At 70.4% G+C, this 15,016-nt stretch carries 15 protein-coding genes; 5 read left to right on the forward strand and 10 right to left on the reverse strand.

Going from position 1 to position 15,016, the window contains the following annotated elements; translation table 11 throughout:
• Positions 1–4: 4 nt before the first annotated feature.
• Positions 5–1,471: an amino acid permease gene (locus ACIHAO_RS13470; protein ID WP_396557523.1), complete on the reverse strand. Its 1,467-nt coding sequence runs from the start codon at positions 1,469–1,471 to the stop codon at positions 5–7.
• Between the two features lie 178 nt (positions 1,472–1,649).
• Here ACIHAO_RS13470 and ACIHAO_RS13475 point away from each other — a divergent pair, with 178 nt between their 5' ends.
• Positions 1,650–2,306, forward strand: coding sequence for a TetR/AcrR family transcriptional regulator (locus ACIHAO_RS13475; protein ID WP_396557525.1), 657 nt, complete (start codon positions 1,650–1,652; stop codon positions 2,304–2,306).
• Positions 2,307–2,313: 7 nt separating this feature from the next.
• Here the strand turns inward: ACIHAO_RS13475 and ACIHAO_RS13480 are convergent, their stop codons facing one another.
• The 3 genes from ACIHAO_RS13480 to ACIHAO_RS13490 form a co-directional block, all read right to left on the reverse strand.
• Positions 2,314–3,582 (reverse strand): HRDC domain-containing protein, encoded by a 1,269-nt coding sequence (locus ACIHAO_RS13480; RefSeq protein ID WP_396557527.1) that lies wholly within the window; start codon positions 3,580–3,582, stop codon positions 2,314–2,316.
• Between the two features lie 68 nt (positions 3,583–3,650).
• Positions 3,651–4,367 (reverse strand): response regulator transcription factor, encoded by a 717-nt coding sequence (locus ACIHAO_RS13485; protein ID WP_034318331.1) that lies wholly within the window; start codon positions 4,365–4,367, stop codon positions 3,651–3,653.
• A gap of 1,072 nt (positions 4,368–5,439) precedes the next feature.
• A complete protein-coding gene (locus ACIHAO_RS13490) occupies positions 5,440–6,003 on the reverse strand; it encodes a DUF3000 domain-containing protein (protein WP_199746301.1) in 564 nt (187 codons plus the stop codon).
• 88 nt (positions 6,004–6,091) lie between these two features.
• Between ACIHAO_RS13490 and hemE the strand changes: the two genes are divergently transcribed.
• Genes hemE through ACIHAO_RS13510 form a run of 4 tightly spaced genes read left to right on the forward strand, consistent with a single transcriptional unit; the run spans position 6,092 to position 10,626 of the window.
• Entirely contained in the window at positions 6,092–7,165 is a 1,074-nt protein-coding gene (gene hemE / locus ACIHAO_RS13495; protein ID WP_396557529.1) for a uroporphyrinogen decarboxylase, read from the forward strand.
• A 5-nt stretch (positions 7,166–7,170) separates the two neighbouring features.
• Complete coding sequence (gene hemG, locus ACIHAO_RS13500) at positions 7,171–8,550, forward strand: protoporphyrinogen oxidase (RefSeq protein ID WP_396557706.1); 1,380 nt, start codon at positions 7,171–7,173, stop codon at positions 8,548–8,550.
• A gap of 25 nt (positions 8,551–8,575) precedes the next feature.
• Positions 8,576–9,268 (forward strand): hydrogen peroxide-dependent heme synthase, encoded by a 693-nt coding sequence (gene hemQ / locus ACIHAO_RS13505; protein ID WP_396557531.1) that lies wholly within the window; start codon positions 8,576–8,578, stop codon positions 9,266–9,268.
• An 11-nt stretch (positions 9,269–9,279) separates the two neighbouring features.
• Complete coding sequence (locus tag ACIHAO_RS13510) at positions 9,280–10,626, forward strand: CoA transferase (protein ID WP_396557533.1); 1,347 nt, start codon at positions 9,280–9,282, stop codon at positions 10,624–10,626.
• A gap of 19 nt (positions 10,627–10,645) precedes the next feature.
• Here ACIHAO_RS13510 and ACIHAO_RS13515 read toward each other — a convergent pair whose 3' ends face one another.
• From ACIHAO_RS13515 to msrB, 6 genes are all read right to left on the reverse strand, one after another.
• Positions 10,646–10,996 (reverse strand): hypothetical protein, encoded by a 351-nt coding sequence (locus tag ACIHAO_RS13515; RefSeq protein ID WP_396557535.1) that lies wholly within the window; start codon positions 10,994–10,996, stop codon positions 10,646–10,648.
• A complete protein-coding gene (locus tag ACIHAO_RS13520) occupies positions 10,993–11,805 on the reverse strand; it encodes a DUF692 domain-containing protein (protein ID WP_396557537.1) in 813 nt (270 codons plus the stop codon). The genes ACIHAO_RS13515 and ACIHAO_RS13520 overlap by 4 nt, the downstream gene beginning before the upstream one ends.
• Positions 11,798–12,739: a TIGR04222 domain-containing membrane protein gene (locus ACIHAO_RS13525; protein WP_396557539.1), complete on the reverse strand. Its 942-nt coding sequence runs from the start codon at positions 12,737–12,739 to the stop codon at positions 11,798–11,800. Before ACIHAO_RS13525 ends, ACIHAO_RS13520 begins: the two co-directional genes overlap by 8 nt.
• Positions 12,740–12,852: 113 nt before the next feature.
• A complete protein-coding gene (locus tag ACIHAO_RS13530) occupies positions 12,853–13,659 on the reverse strand; it encodes a TIGR04222 domain-containing membrane protein (protein ID WP_396557541.1) in 807 nt (268 codons plus the stop codon).
• Positions 13,652–14,515 carry a TIGR04222 domain-containing membrane protein gene (locus tag ACIHAO_RS13535; RefSeq protein ID WP_396557543.1) on the reverse strand — a complete coding sequence of 288 codons (864 nt, stop codon included), beginning with the start codon at positions 14,513–14,515 and terminating at the stop codon, positions 13,652–13,654. The genes ACIHAO_RS13530 and ACIHAO_RS13535 overlap by 8 nt, the downstream gene beginning before the upstream one ends.
• Before the next feature lie 77 nt (positions 14,516–14,592).
• On the reverse strand, positions 14,593–15,015 hold the full coding sequence (gene msrB, locus ACIHAO_RS13540) for a peptide-methionine (R)-S-oxide reductase MsrB (protein WP_396557545.1): 423 nt from the start codon (positions 15,013–15,015) through the stop codon (positions 14,593–14,595).
• Position 15,016 lies beyond the last annotated feature (1 nt).

The raw sequence follows: 15,016 nt of genomic DNA on the forward strand, positions 1-15,016 counted from the left end.
TCCTTCAGGTCACGGGGACGGGAACCGTGGTGAGCGCGGAGCGGCGGCGCCAGCAGAGGTAGCCGGTGAGCAGCGCGGCGCCGACGAACTCGATCGGGAACAACAGGACCCAGACGGAACCGGTGCCCGCGAGGTCGTAGATCTCGGCTCGTGGCCAAGCGATGTTGACGATCATCATCGCGCCGTACCCTACTGCCGCGATGTTGACCGGAATAGCCCATCGTCCCAGGGAGAAATGGCCGGGCTCGGCGCTGAAACGGCCTTGACGGCGCCGGAGCAGCAGTGGCCCGGTCACCAGGAGATAGGCGAGGTATACCACGACCACCGAAGTCCCGGTGATCGTGCTGAAGATGGTCGGGTTCCCCAGATTCAGCAGCAGGAGCCCGATGGCGAGCATCCCGGACAGCACGGCGGGCGCGATGGGTGTGCCGGTGCGGGCGTTCACCGCGGAAAGCCGCCTGGCGCCGGGGAGCGCGCCGTCGCGGGCCATGGAGTAGATCAGCCGCACGGTGCCGGTCTGGATGGTGAGGGTGCAGACGACGACCGCGATCGCGACGTCGGCGAGGAAGATCCGGCCGAGAGTGTCGCCGAAGACCGCGGTGATCACATACGGCAGGCCTTTCCCGGCCAGTTGCCCGTCGGTCAGGCTCGGCGCCGCCATCAGCGCGGTGAGGACGACGGCGAGCCCGCCGACCCCGGAGACCAAGAGCGCGCGGAGCACGGCGCGCGGCGCGATGCGGCGCGCGTCCTTGGTCTCCTCGGCGACCGAGGCCGCGGTGTCGAAACCGTAGAGAACGTACGCGGCCATCAGCGCCGAAGCGAGAACGCCGCCGGCTCCCGGGCTTTCGCCCGCCGGCTGCGTCACCACCTGCGGGCCACGGACCGCGAACGACGCGAGACCGACGACCAGCACGAGGACGCCGACGAGTTCCGCCGCGACCCCGATGTCGTTGATCCGCGCCATGAGCCGTACCCCGCCCGCGTTGATCGCGGTGGTGACGACGATCAGCAGGGTGCCGAGCAGGACGGCGTTGCTGGCGCCGGTCGGGGAGGTGATCGCCGGATCCCCGCCGGCGAGCTGGAAACCGCTCCAGACCGACGGGAGGACCACCTGCAGCGCGATCGCGGCACCGGCGAGCGCGACGACGCACCCGACCAGCATCATCCAGCCGGCGAGCCAGCCCCCGAATCCGGGGGAGAGCTGTTTCGCCCACTGGTAAACCGATCCGGCCAGCGGGAATCGGGCGGCGAGTTCGGCGAAGTTGAGCGCGACGAGCAATTGCCCGGCGATGACCAGCGGCCATGTCCAGAAGAAGAGCGTGTCGCCGAAGGAATAGCCGAAGGCGAACAGCTGGAACACCGTGGTCAGGATGGAAACGAAGGAGAAACCGGCGGCGAAGGCGGAGAATCCGCCGAGTGTCCGGCGAAGTTCTTGGCGGTACCCGAAGGCGGAAAGGTCTTCGGAAGGCATTTGCGGAGGCTCCTGTCTCAAGGGCCGAATTTCGATCGGCTGACCGAAATTAAGCGCGTGCGGGATCCTTCCGATCTCCGCCGGGTAAGCGCGGTGTTAACAGATACCGGATTGGGTAACCTGGGCCGACCACCGGACGTAACAAAGATCTTCGCGAAGAAATGGCAGGATCGGATAGATGACGAAAACGACCGGGGTGGGAAGGCCGAGAGCCAGCGGCGCCGCGGCGAGCAAGCGGGAAGCGCGGCTCGCCGTACTGGACGCGGCGGGGGAGCTGTTCACCGGCGCCGGGTACGCGGCGACGACCACCCGAGCCATCGCCGAACGCGCCGGTCTGCGCCAGGCGTCCCTCTACTACCACTTTCCGTCCAAAGAGGACATTCTCGCGGCGCTGCTGGAGGACACCGTCCGGCCGTCACTGGACGTCGCGGGCGGACTTTCGGCGCAGCTCGCGCCGGTCGGCGCGCGGCTGTGGGCGCTGGCGTACGCGGACATCCATCTGCTCGGCAGTGCGCGGCACAACCTCGGCGCCCTGTACCTGCTGCCGGAGATCTCGTCGCCGAGGCTGGGGCGATTCCGCGCCGAACGGGCGGAACTCAAACGCGTCTACGGCTCGCTCGTCGCCGCGGCCGGCGTACCCGGTGACCTCGTCGGCATCCGGAGCGACCTCGTGTTCGGGCTCGTCGAGAGCATCGCGATCGTCCGGCGTGACCAGCCGGATCTGGACGTCGAAGCGCACGCCGTCGAAGGGGCCGACAGCGTGCTGAGGCTCGCCGGTATCGGGGAACCGGACGCGGGGCTGCGTGCCTCCGCCCGGATGCTGCTGGAGGACTGAAAGGGGGTCAGGCGGCGGCGGTGGCGTGCAGTGCCTTGCTCAGCGCCGCCACGGTCAGCTCGACCTGCCACGGCCGGGCGCCGCCGTCACGGAGCACCTGGGCGACGGCGTCCTCGCTCAGCTCCGCGGGCGGACGCCAGCAGGTGCGGCGCACCAGTTCCGGCAGCAGCAGGTTCTCCACCGGCAGCCGCCGGTCCTCCGCGATCGCGGCCAGCGCCGCGCGGGCGGCGATGAGCCGGGCGGCGGCGTCGGGATCCTTGTCCGACCACCGGTTCACCGGCGGCGGGCCGTCGGTCTGCTGCGCGGGGGTCGGCAGTTCGTCGGCGGGCAGCGCGCGGGCGGCCTGCAGATGCCGCAGCCAGCTCGCGGTGTACTTGCGCTGGACCCGGCCGCTGAACACCGGCAGCGCCTGCAACTGCTCGACGGTCTTCGGGTCCGCGGTGACGGCGTTGATGATGGCGGTGTCGGGCAGGATCCGGCTCGGCGCGCGGTCGCGTTTGCGGGCGAGCTCGTCCCGCGCCTGCCACAGTTCGCGCACGGCGGCGAGACCCCGGGCGCTCCGGATCTTGTGCACGCCAGAGGTCCGGCGCCACGGCTCGGCCCGAGGGGCGGGCGGCGGCGCGGTGCGGACGGCCTCGAATTCCTGCTGGGCCCATTCGAGCTTGCCCTGGGCGGCCAGGTCCGCCTCGAGTTTCTCGCGCAGCTCGATGAGCAGCTCGACGTCGAGGGCGGCGTAGTTCAGCCAGTCGACGGGAAGCGGGCGCTTCGACCAGTCGGCGGCGCTGTGGCCCTTCTCCAGCTGATAGCCGAGAAGGAGTTCGACGAGGGTGCCGAGGGCGACCCGTTCGTACCCGGCGAGCCGTCCGGCGAGTTCGGTATCGAACAGGCTCTTCGGGTGCAGGTCGAGTTCGGCGAGGCACGGCAGGTCCTGAGAGGCCGCGTGCAGCACCCATTCGGCGTTGTTGAGCACTTCCGCGAGGGGTTCGAGCTGCCCTTCGAGCGGAATGGGGTCGATGAGGAAGGAGCCGGCACCTTCGCGGCGCAGCTGCACGAGATAGGCCTTCGGCCAGTATCGGTAGCCGGACGCGCGTTCGGTGTCCACGGCGATGGCCCCGCTGCCGCCCGCGATCTTCGCGCAGGCTTCGGCGAGGGCTGCCGCGTCGGCGATCACCGGCGGAGTGCCCTCGGCGGGCTCACGCAGAAGAACCGGTCCACCGGTGTCATCGGTGCCGTTCTTCGGGTCCGTCTGCGGTTCTCCGGGTCGGTCGCCTTCCATAGGTGAAGACCCTACGGGACGAGCGGACCGCGCCTGGTCCGCCCGCCCCGCAGGGCTGTTCGCCTTTGTCAGCGGATCACGCCGGCACGCATGGCCAGCGCCACCATCTGAGCCCGGTCACCCGTGCCGAGCTTGCGCCCGATGCGGGAGAGGTGAGACTTCACGGTGAGCGCGGAGAGGCTGAGTTCCTCGCCGATCTCCTTGTTGCTCTGGCCGTCGGCGACGAGCTGCAGCACCTCGACCTCGCGCGCCGAAAGCTCGCGCGGGGTGTTGTCGGTGCCGGCGACTCGGGTGCCGGTGGCCAGTACCGGTGCGACGCTCGGGTCCGCGTAGACGCCGCCCTCGAGCACCCTGCGGACGCCGTCGGTCACTACGACCGGCGATGCCGACTTGAGCAGGTATGCCTGGGCGCCGGCCTGGAACGCCGACCTGACCGCGTACGGGTCGTCTGATGAAGCGAGCACCACTACTCGAGGCCAGCCATGGCTACGGAGTTCCGTAACCAGCTCGATGCCGCTGCCATCCGGCAGTCCGAGATCGAGGATCGCCAGATCACAAGGCCCTGTGGCCTGTGCTCGCGCCCTCGCCTCGGCCACCGTGGCGGCCTCGTGGACGGTGCCCGCACCCATCTGTGCGAGTCTTGCTGAGATTGCCTCCCTCAACAGCGGGTGGTCATCGACCACCAACACGGAAAAAAGCTCTTCCCGCGGGTGCGGAACCATGCTCGCCGGCAATGAACCGGCTGGCGTGGATCGGACGGCCTGAGAAATGCCGACGGTAGCCACGTCACTACCTCCCTGGAGTCGGTCGTGCCCCCCGACCGGCACCGGGACTTTCGGCCGTTCAGCCGCGCCAGCTTTAGACCGAAAGTGGTGTCGTCGATGGCACTGTAGCCGCCCTGAGGCCTTCACGGGGGGATCGAATGGGTATCTATCTCAAACCAGTGGTCACTCAGGGAGTTCGTAGTAACACGATCGGGCTAGTACACAGCCGGTGGCTAACACATCGCCGAACGAACACGATGCACTGGGGATACCGGGGCCCAAGCGACTGTGCAGATGAGCCGTGCACCTGCCGGTGCCTCTGCCCGGGACGCTCGGAGGGCAGTGTGCCGGGGCCCGGAAAGCGGCCCCGGCATGGGGCTTGATCAACTTCGCGGAGAGTCATGATCGCTCCGCTCAGTGACTGTGGCGGTAACGCTCCGGAAGGGTCTCGGAGTGCCCGCAGGGCTGTTTCGGGCTCACTTGATCTTGTTGCGCACGGTGACAGCGGGGTTAGCACGAACGGGGTGGTTCAGACCTCTGTTCGACCGGCTCCGCGCTGGTCGGGGCTGGTCTAGTCCAAGATGGCCGCTAAGGGCCTCTCGACGGCGTACGGACGCTCTCAGGGGCTCGCGGATGGAGTAGGCGAAGGCGCCTTCGGTCGCTTCGCGCCGCCTCTGCGAACGTCGCGGCTGTCCGTGAGGGCTCCTTCCCTACCTTGAGAGTAGGGAAGGAGGCCCTCACGGATCCGCGGGCGATAGCAAGGGACCTTTAGTCTCGCTAGCTTTCCTAGCGGCGCTAGATGGCCAGAACTCGCAGAATAACCCAAATGCTATGTCTCGATTGATGGGATTCGGCGTGTCGAGACCGCTGTCGAGACCGCTGTCGAGACCGCTGTCGAGTCCGTGAAGGCCTCCTTGAGGGACCCAGGGTCCCTCAAGGAGGCCTTCACGGACCTTGGCAAAACCTTCGGGAGGGCTGGCCTCGTGAGAAGTAGAAGTACATGAAGGACCCCTTCCTGTACCTAGGCGCAAGGAAGGGGTCCTTCATGTACTGGGGAAGGAGTGAAGGTCGAGTCCCTCGGCTGAGCCGACCGTCAGGAGGACTGGCGCTGCTCGAAGAGGGTCACGCCCACCGGCGGCAGTCCGACGACGCTCGCCATCACCTGGCAGAAGGCCTGCCCGTGCGGCCGCAACGCGGCGTCGGTCGGCGTCCAGGACGCCCGGAGTTCGAGATCGTCGGTGCGCGAGGGCCCGGAGATGTCGCCGAAGCGCGCCGAGGACGTTTCGGTGACGGTGCCGCCCAGTGCCGTCCAGTCCGCGCCGGAGCTCTCCAGCGCGTCGGTCAGCCACGACCAGCCCACGGCAGGCAGGAAGGGATCGGTCGCCAGTTCGCGGTCGAGTTCCGCGCGGACGTACATGACCAGCCGCAGGACCCCGTCCCAGCCCTCCTGGCCGTCCGGGTCGTGCAGCAGCACCAGCCGTCCCGACGCCAGCACGTCCGCCGGTCCTTCCACCTCGCAGCTCACCGCGTAGGACCACGGCGCCAGACGCTGCGGCGGGCGCATCGTCTCCAGCTGCACTTCGGGGCGGGGCCGGACCGATTGCAACGCCGCGACGGCTTCACGGAAGAGATCGGGTACTGATGTCATCGCGGTCACCAACCGACTGTAGGACGGGATAGTCCGGTTCGGGGCGCAGGCGCGCCGAGAGTAAGGCCCCTGAGCGCCCATGGCACCATGAACCGTGATGTCTCCTTCAGTTGCTTCTCCCGCGCAGACCGTTCCCGCGGCCCGTCGCGCCCTGCCCGGTGCGCCGTTCCTGGCCGCCGCGCGCGGCGAACGCCCCGCCCACACCCCCGTGTGGTTCATGCGCCAGGCGGGCCGGTCGCTGCCCGAGTACCGGGCGCTGCGCGAGGGCACCTCGATGTTCGAAGCCTGCTTCGACCCCGAGATGCTCGCCGAGATCACGCTCCAGCCGATCCGCCGTCACGGCGTCGACGCGGCCATCCTCTTCAGTGACATCGTCGTCCCGCTCAAGGCGGCGGGCCTCGACATCGACATCGTCGCGGGCACCGGGCCGGTGGTCGCCGAGCCGATCCGCGACGCCGCGGGCGTGCGCGCGCTGCCGGTGCTGGACCCGGAGCAGGTGGAGCGGGTCGCCGAGGGCGTCCGGCTCCTGGTCGGGTCGCTGGGCGAGACACCGCTGATCGGCTTCGCGGGCGCGCCGTTCACCCTGGCGTCGTACCTCATCGAGGGCGGCCCGAGCCGCAACCACGAGCACACCAAGGCGCTCATGCACTCCGAGCCGGAGCTGTGGCACGAGCTGGCCGGGCGTCTCGCGGACATGGCGATCACCTTCCTCTCCGCGCAGCTCGACGCCGGGGCCGACGCGATCCAGCTGTTCGACTCGTGGGCGGGCGCGCTCTCGGAGCGGGACTACCGCGAGTTCGTCCTGCCGCATTCGGCGAAGGTCCTGTCCGCGGTCGCGAGCTACGGCGTACCCCGGATCCACTTCGGCGTCGGCACCGGCGAGCTGCTGGTGGCCATGCGCGACGCGGGCGCCGACGTGGTCGGCGTCGACTGGCGCATCCCGCTCGACGAAGCGGTCCGGCGGCTCGGCGGCGGGGTGGTCCAGGGCAACCTCGACCCGGCGTTGCTGCACGCGTCCTGGCCGGTGCTCGAAGCGGAGGTCCGGCGCATCCACGCCGAGGGCCGCGCGGCCGACGGCCACATCTTCAACCTCGGCCACGGCGTGCTGCCCGGCGTCGACCCGGACGTTCTGACGCGCGTGGTCGGGCTGGTGCACGAGCTCCAGCCGTGAAGCCCGTGCGCACCATCGCCGTCGTCGGCGGCGGTATCTCGGGACTGACCGCGGCGTACCGGCTGCGGACGCTGCTCGGCGAAGACGCCCGGATCGTCGTTTTCGAAGCGACGGAGTCCCTCGGCGGGAAGCTCCGCACGGTCGAACTCGCCGGTGAACGTTACGACGTCGGCGCGGAGGCCTTCCTCGCCCGCCATCCCGAAGCGCTCGCCCTGGTCCGCGAGGTCGGGCTGGGCGAAAGCCTCGTCCACCCCACCAAGGCTCGCGCCAAGATCCACGCCGGTGGCTCCGTGCTCGGGTTGCCGCCGGGCACGGTCATGGGTGTTCCGGCCTCGGCCGACGCGGTCACGGGGGTGCTGTCGGAGAAGGGCCGCGCCCTGGTCGAGGCCGAGGCGTCGCTGTCTCCGCTGAAACCGGCCGCGGAGGACGTGCCGCTCGGCCCGCTGCTGCGCGAGCGCTTCGGCGACGAACTGGTCGACAGGCTCGTCGATCCGCTGCTCGGCGGGGTCTACGCCGGGGGAGCGGACGGGCTCGGGCTGCGCGCGACCATGCCCGGTCTCGCGTCCGCGATCGATCGCGGCGCACGCTCGCTCACCGAAGCCGCCGCGTCGCTCATGCCCGCCTCGCCGAGTACGGCGCCGGTCTTCGGCACCCTGCTGGGCGGTCTCGGAACGCTGATCGCGCGGCTCGCGGAGCTGTCCCGCGCCGAGGTCCGCACCGGAACCACCGTGACGGCGCTCGAGCGCACCGCAGACGGCTGGAAGGTCGACGACCTCGACGCCGACGCCGTCCTTCTCGCCGTCCCGGCGCCTTCGGCACGACGGCTGCTCGACGGCGTCGCGGGAGTGGCCTCGTCGGTGTTCGCGAAGGTCGAACTCGCGTCGATGGCGGTGGTCGCGCTCGCGCTTCCGCCGGGGACCGCGTTGCCGGAGTCCTCCGGGGTGCTGATCGGTGCGGGGGAGCGGGACGCGGCCGGGAAGCCGTTCGCCGCCAAGGCGTTCACCTTCTCCTCCCGCAAGTGGGCGCACTACGGCGAAGGCCCGGTCCTGGTGCGTGGCTCGGTCGGCCGCTTCGGCGAACCGGGCGCGCTGCACGCCGACGACGACGAACTCGTCCGCGTGGTCCGCGACGACCTGGCCCGGCTGACCGGTGTCACCGCCGAGCCGATCGACACCCTCGTGACCCGCTGGGGCGGCGGGCTCCCGCAGTACGGCATCGGGCACCTCATCCGCGTCGAGCGGATCGAACGTGCCGTCGCCGCCGTTCCCGGCCTCGCCGTGGCGGGCGCGACGCTGCACGGCGTCGGGATCCCGGCCTGCATCGCCACCGCCGACGCGGCCGCCCGCCGCATCGCCGGGATCACACCGACCCACGAGGGCTCCTGAGCACCGGCAGTGCCAAGATGGCGGTATGGCGCGGCTGAACTACAACGAGCTCAATGACACCATCCGCTACACCGCCTGGTCGGTCTTCCGGGCCGAGCAGGGCAAGCTCGGCGAAGACCGCGCGAAGGCGACAGCGGAGACCACCGAGTACCTCGACGCGCTGGAGGCCAAGGGCGTCATCGTCCGCGGTGTCTACGACCTTTCGGGGCTGCGGGCCGACGCCGACTACATGATCTGGTGGCACGCCGAGGAGATCGAGCAGGTCCAGGCGGCGTACAGCGGTTTCCGGCACACCCCGCTCGGCCGCGCTTCGGCGCCGGTGTGGAGCCAGGTCGCGCTGCACCGCCCTGCGGAGTTCAACAAGAGCCACATCCCGGCGTTCCTCGCCGGTGAAGAGGCCCGCAAGTTCATCTGCGTCTACCCGTTCGTCCGCTCTTACGAGTGGTACCTGCTGCCGGACGACGAGCGCCGCAAGATGCTCGCCGACCACGGCAAGGAGGCCCGCGACTACCCGGACGTCCGCGCCAACACGGTCGCGTCGTTCGCACTGGGCGACTACGAGTGGATCCTGGCCTTCGAGGCCGACGAGCTGCACCGCATCGTCGACCTGATGCGTCATCTGCGCGGCACCGAGGCCCGTCTTCACGTGCGCGAGGAGATCCCGTTCTACACCGGGACGAAGGTGGCCCCCGCCGAGCTGATCGCGCTCCTGCCCTAGTGAAGGCCTCCGTGGACACGCGCGTCTGGACCACGCTCACCGGCGACACCCTCGCCGAGGGCGCCGTCGAGATCACCGGCCCCGGGTCGGTGCTGCCCGGGACCTTCCGGGTCGAGGAGGCGGCGACGACGAGTATCGCCGCCGCGACGCTGGCCGCCGGTGAACTGTTGCGGCTGCGCGGGATCGAGCCGGGCAAGGTCTCGGTCGACACCCGGCACGCCGCGGCGTCGTTCCACAGCGAGCAGTACATCCGGGTCGACGGGGAACCGGTGCCGTTCAGCGCGCCGCTGTCCGGCGACTACCGCGCGAACGACGGCTGGGTGCGGCTGCACTGCAACTACCCGCGTCACGTCTCCGCCGTGTGCTGGGGCCTGGGCGTGCCCGCGACCCGCGCGGCGTTCGAGAAGGTCGTGGCGGCCAAGTCGAAGTACGAGGTCGAGTCGGCGGTCATCGGTGCCGGCGGCGCGGCCGCCGTGCTGCGTTCCCGCGAGGAGTGGCTGGCGCACAAGCAAGGGCAGGCGGCCAGCGGGCTGCCGGTCGCCGAGATCCGGCCGCTCGGGCCGTCGGAACCTGTGCGGCTGTTCGAGTCCGACCGGCCGCTGGGCGGGGTGCGGATCCTGGACCTGACGCACGTCATCGCCGGACCGGTCGCGGGCCGCGTGCTCGCCGCGCACGGCGCCACCGTCATGCACATCGGGTCTGACCGGCTGCCGACCGTGCCGCCGCTGGCCGTCGACACCGGGATGGGCAAGCTCTCGGCGTACGTCGACCTGGAGACCGAGGCCGGGCGTTCACGGCTGCGCAAGCTGATCGCCCGCGCCGACGTCGTTCTGCAGGGTTTCCGGCCGGGATCGTTGGTGGCCAAGGGGTTCTCGCCGGAAGCGATCGCGGAGCTCCGGCCGGGAATCGTGGTCGCGGACCTGTCCGCCTACGGCTGGCAAGGGCCATGGGCGCGCAGGCGCGGGTTCGACAGCCTGGTGCAGATGGCGTCGGGGATCGCCGACGAGGGCGGCAAGACCGCCGGGCTCGACGGCCCGGGACCGCTTCCGGTGCAGGCACTCGACCACGCGACCGGCTGGCTCACCGCGGCGGCGATCATGACCGCGCTCCGCCGGGCGGCCACCGAGGGCGGCACCCAGTACGTCCGTACCTCGCTCGCCGGGACCGGGGAGTGGCTGAACTCCTTGGGACGCAAGGAAGCCGGGACCGCCGGCTTCGACGGCGGCGAATGGACCGAAGAGGTCGACGGCCAGCTCGGCCGGGTCACCCGGGTCAAGATGGCCGGCACGCTGCCCGGCTCGAATCCACAGTGGACGGAAGCGACGCACGTACCCGGAAGCGACCGCCCGGTCTGGTGAAACCGCCGCAAGTAGGTGACTAATTGCGGCGTAGCCGGAGGCGGCTGGCGAGGCGTCTCTTCGGTTTCGGGACCTCACCACGCTCAACGAGCCACGCACCGAAGGCGTCCGCGTAGGCCCGTGCGCGGATCGCGTCGGTCTTCGGGCTGCTCGTCGCGTACTCGCGGAAGAGCGCGCCGAACCGGTCTCCGAGTGCCTCGGCGAGGTCCGGGCGAAGGTAGGCGACCAGCCTGCTTTGCTTGTTCCACAGGACGTTCGCCTCGATGCGGAGCCTGTCCGCGTCGAAGCCCGCCGGAGCGTCGCCCCCGGCGAGCAGCGCCTTGAGCAGCTCGGCCTGCCGCGCGGCGAGCCGCTCCCGGGGCGACGTCACGGCGAGACCGCTTCCCTGAGCGCGGCCAGTTCGGCCGCCAGTTCGCTGTCGGGCGGGTAGTCGTCGTCGCGTTCCAGCAGGACACCCGGCGGCTCGGTGCGCCGCCGTAGCTCGCGCAGCAGGTCCAGCACCTCCGGGACCACCGGATGGGCGTGCGTGTCGTGGTAGACGCCGTCGCGTTCGACACCGCCCGCCATATGCGTGTACGCCAGCCGCTCCCACGGGATCTCGTCGAGGAACCGTCCGGGATCGGTGCCGAGGTTGCGGGCGTTGGCGTACAGGTTGGCGACGTCGATGATCAGCAGGCAACCGGTCCGGTCGGTCAGCTCCCGCAGGAACTCCGACTCGGTGAACTCCGCGTCCGGCCACTCCAGCACCGCCGCGATGTTCTCCAGCGCGAACGGGACGCCCACGATGGACTGCGTCAGTTTCACGTTGTCCACCAGGACATCGAGTGCTTCCCGGGTGCGGGGGAGTGGCATCAGATGCCCCGAGTCGAGGCCGCCCGCGCGTACGAAGCACACGTGGTCGCTGGCCATCGGCGCGCCGAGCTCGCGGGTGACCTCCGCGAGATGCTCGACGCGTGCGGTGTCCAGCGGTTCCGCCCCGCCCAGCGACAGCGAAACCGCGTGCGGCAGGACGGGGATTCCCTTGTCGCGCAACGCGACGAGGGTCTCGGGCAGGTGCCCGGCGTGCAGGTTTTCGGCGACGACCTCGACCCAGTCGACGCCGGGCAGCCGCGCGATCGACAAGTCCAGCTCGTGCCGCCAGCCGATGCCGATCCCGAGCGTGCCCGGCCCGTCAGCCACCACAGCCGCCGCCTCCGCAGGAGCTCCCGCCACCTCCGCCGCCGCTGCACGAGCTTCCGCCGCCGGTGCTGCACGTGGAGCCGCCGCCGGACGAACCGCCACCGAAACCGCCGGAGACCGGAGGCGGGATCAGGGCCGCGCTCAGTTCCTCGTCGGGGTAATAGGAGAGACCACCGAACGCGACCGCCGCGGCGGCACCGCCCAGCAGCGCGCCACCGGCCATGCCACCCATCGAGGTGCTGTTGGGGATGCCGCGTTTGCGCTCCCGTCCGTGGGCGGACTTGGCGCGATGGAGGATCCGGCCGCCCTCGCTGGTCGGCCGGGGCCCCGACCGCTTGTTCTTGACCGCCCGCGCGACCAGCGTCGCGAACACGGCCGCGATCAGCAGCGGGATCAGGAAACCGACGGGATGGTCACCGGAGATCCCGGCGATCAGGCGCGCCACACCGAGGACGAGCACGGCGAGGTACAGGAAGAACACGACCTGGCGGATCCGCGGCGCCCGGTCGGCGACCACGAGTCCCCGCTCCTCCAGCCCCTTGGCGAGCGCCTGCATCGGCCCCGACATCCGCAACCGGTCGCGGATGCCGCGCGTCGTGGCTTTGTACCCCGGCCGTGCGCCCTTGGCGACGGCCTTTTCGATCGGGTCGGCGGGCTCGGGGCCGGTGAGCTGGAGCTGCTTCGTGCTGCTGACCCGCAACGTCCCGCGGTCGACCAGCGCCGCGATGGCCGTGTCGACCACCCGGTCCGGGCCGCCGGCGAGATAGGCGAGTTCGTACACCGTCGGCTCCGGTCCGCTCACGGTGGCGCGCGGGGCCTTGACACCGAGCTTGACCGCGACCCTCCACACGAGACCGACGACCAGCGGGAACACCAGCAGGGCGCCATAGATCGCCAGGAAAGCGGGTCCGGGGATGCCCCAAGTGTCTTCCATCGCACGGGCCTTTCACGAGCAGGTGCACTTACCGTAGCCGGACGCTTTTCCGTCCGGTCGTGGTTCCGTGATTCGACCATCCGGAGTGGGCTTTCACGACGGCAGTTGGACCGTCAGAAGCTGCCGGCACTCCCATAGGACTCGGAGGCCGTCCCGTCGCCCCAGGCGAAGGTGCGGGTGTCCTTGCCCGGTCGCCCGCTGTGGCGGCTCAGGATGCCGGCGAGGTCGCGATCGGGATAGGCGCCGAAGCCGCCGAGGGCCACCGCGCCCGCCGCACCCGAAACGAGGCTTTGATCCGTTTCCGCCTCGGCCAGCACCGCACGGCCCGCGGCGGTCGTCCTGCCCTCGTAGTCGGTCCGGCCGAGCAGGAGGGCGACGATCAGCAGTGCCAGTGCGACGACGAGAAGCGCGATCAAGACCCAGGTGCCGCCGGTGGCGATCCACCGGACCGTCCCGATCCCCAGGAGAACGCCGTGGACGGCGGCGGTGATCCTCCACGTGAGCCGTCGTCGCCCTTCCGCGACGACCAGGCCGCGGCGGCCCAAGTCGGCCCACAGTGCCCGCATCGCGGGCCCGCGGCTCATCCACGCCCGCAGCCGGTAGTCGGGTATCACGGAGAGCACGCCGGCGAGTTCCAGCCCCAGCGGATCGACCGGGACCAGCGGGGTGCGGTAGAGCCTGCCCGAACGGCCGAGCCGGGCCTGTTCGCGTTCGAGCATCGCGGCGACCACCGTGTCCGTGACCCGCGAGGTGCCGCCCGCCAACGCCGCCACATGGTGCACGCTCGGCAGCCTGCCGCCGTCGTGGAAGCCGCGCCGGAGCCAAAGCGCGTGAAGCCCCGCGATGGCGAAGGGGAGCGCGATGGCCAAGCCGTACAGCCACGCGAATTCCGGTCCCGGGATGCCCCAGGTTTCAGCCACCGCAACCACCTCCGCTACTACACGAAGAACCGCCACCACCACACGAGGAACCGACGGCGTACGACGCGCCTCCGCCGCAGTTGCTCGCCGAGTCGGCGAACAACCTGGCCCTGGTACCGCTGGTCTTGATCAGGGTGATCGCGACGATCTGGTCAGGGAAGGCCTGCAACCCGTGGAGGGCGACCTTCCCGGCCGCGGAGCCGGCCAGGCCACGGTCCCAATCGCCGAAACGGAGCGCCAGGCCCGCCGCGGCGGTCGCCCGGCCAAAGCGGTCCGGCCATTGCCGCCACACGGCCAGGCCGATCCCGCCTGCCACACCGACGATCAGGACGACGAGGACGCCGACCGGCCGTTTCAGCGGTACGGCGTTCGCCAGTCTCGCGATACCCAGCGCGAAGACGGCCACATACGCGGCGATCGCGTACTGCCAGCCCTTCCGGCGGCGGTTCTCGTGGACCAGCAGACCTCGCTGCTCCAGATCGGCGCGCAGCTCCCGGACGACCTCGTGCCGTGCCATCATCGAGCGCAGCTCGCGCAGGCCGGTCCCGTGGCCGTGCACGAGCAGGACGACCGCGCGTTGGAACGGATCGGCCGGGACCGGTTTGACCGGGTGCAGGATGCCGCGGCCGTCGGGCCGCAGGAAGTTCCGTTCGAGCAGACCGGCGACGGCCGTGTCGGTGACCCGCTCGACGCCGTCGGCCAGCGCGGCCAGGTGATAGAGGCCGGGCACCGTCCTGGCGCCGGTGTCACGACGCAGCCACAGTTCGTGTGCCACGGCGAGCGCGATCGGCAGTACGGCACAGACTCCGTACAGCCAGGCGAAAGCCGGCCCGGAGATTCCCCAAGGTTCGTTCATGAACGACACCGCCCTCCCCGACGCTGTTCCTGTACAACGGGAACGCGTCAAGGAGGGCGGCGGTTGGCTTCGTTCGGTTACGACTCGGGAACGAGCTTCAGGGAGATCGAGTTGATGCAGTACCGCTGATCCGTCGGCGTGTCGTAGCCCTCGCCTTCGAAGACGTGCCCGAGGTGGCTGTGGCACGACTTGCACAGCACCTCGATCCGGCGCATCCCCATGGCGGTGTCCTCCCGGAGGAGGACGGCGTCGGTGTCGGCCGGGTCGTAGAACGACGGCCAGCCGCAATGGCTCTCGAATTTCGTGTCACTGCGGAACAGTTCGGCGCCACAGGCCCGGCACTGGTAGACACCGGTGGTCTCGGTGTCGGTGTACTCCCCGGTGAAGGGGCGCTCGGTGCCCGCCTTGCGAAGCACGGCGTACTCGTCGGGGCTGAGCTGCTCCCGCCATTCCTGCTCGGATTTGACCACGCGCGGCGTGGCTCCGACAACGGGTTTCATG

Origin of the sequence: Amycolatopsis sp. NPDC052450 (assembly GCF_044547565.1) — a bacterium.
Lineage (GTDB): Bacteria > Actinomycetota > Actinomycetes > Mycobacteriales > Pseudonocardiaceae > Amycolatopsis.

Bases quoted from the DNA above. Each gene is read 5' to 3' on its own strand.
- ACIHAO_RS13470 (WP_396557523.1), bottom strand. From the start codon at position 1,471: ATGCCTTCCGAAGACCTTTCCGCCTTCGGGTACCGCCAAGAACTTCGC.
- ACIHAO_RS13475 (WP_396557525.1), top strand. From the start codon at position 1,650: ATGACGAAAACGACCGGGGTGGGAAGGCCGAGAGCCAGCGGCGCCGCG.
- ACIHAO_RS13480 (WP_396557527.1), bottom strand. From the start codon at position 3,582: ATGGAAGGCGACCGACCCGGAGAACCGCAGACGGACCCGAAGAACGGC.
- hemE (WP_396557529.1), top strand. From the start codon at position 6,092: ATGTCTCCTTCAGTTGCTTCTCCCGCGCAGACCGTTCCCGCGGCCCGT.
- hemQ (WP_396557531.1), top strand. From the start codon at position 8,576: ATGGCGCGGCTGAACTACAACGAGCTCAATGACACCATCCGCTACACC.
- ACIHAO_RS13525 (WP_396557539.1), bottom strand. From the start codon at position 12,739: ATGGAAGACACTTGGGGCATCCCCGGACCCGCTTTCCTGGCGATCTAT.
- ACIHAO_RS13535 (WP_396557543.1), bottom strand. From the start codon at position 14,515: ATGAACGAACCTTGGGGAATCTCCGGGCCGGCTTTCGCCTGGCTGTAC.
- msrB (WP_396557545.1), bottom strand. From the start codon at position 15,015: ATGAAACCCGTTGTCGGAGCCACGCCGCGCGTGGTCAAATCCGAGCAG.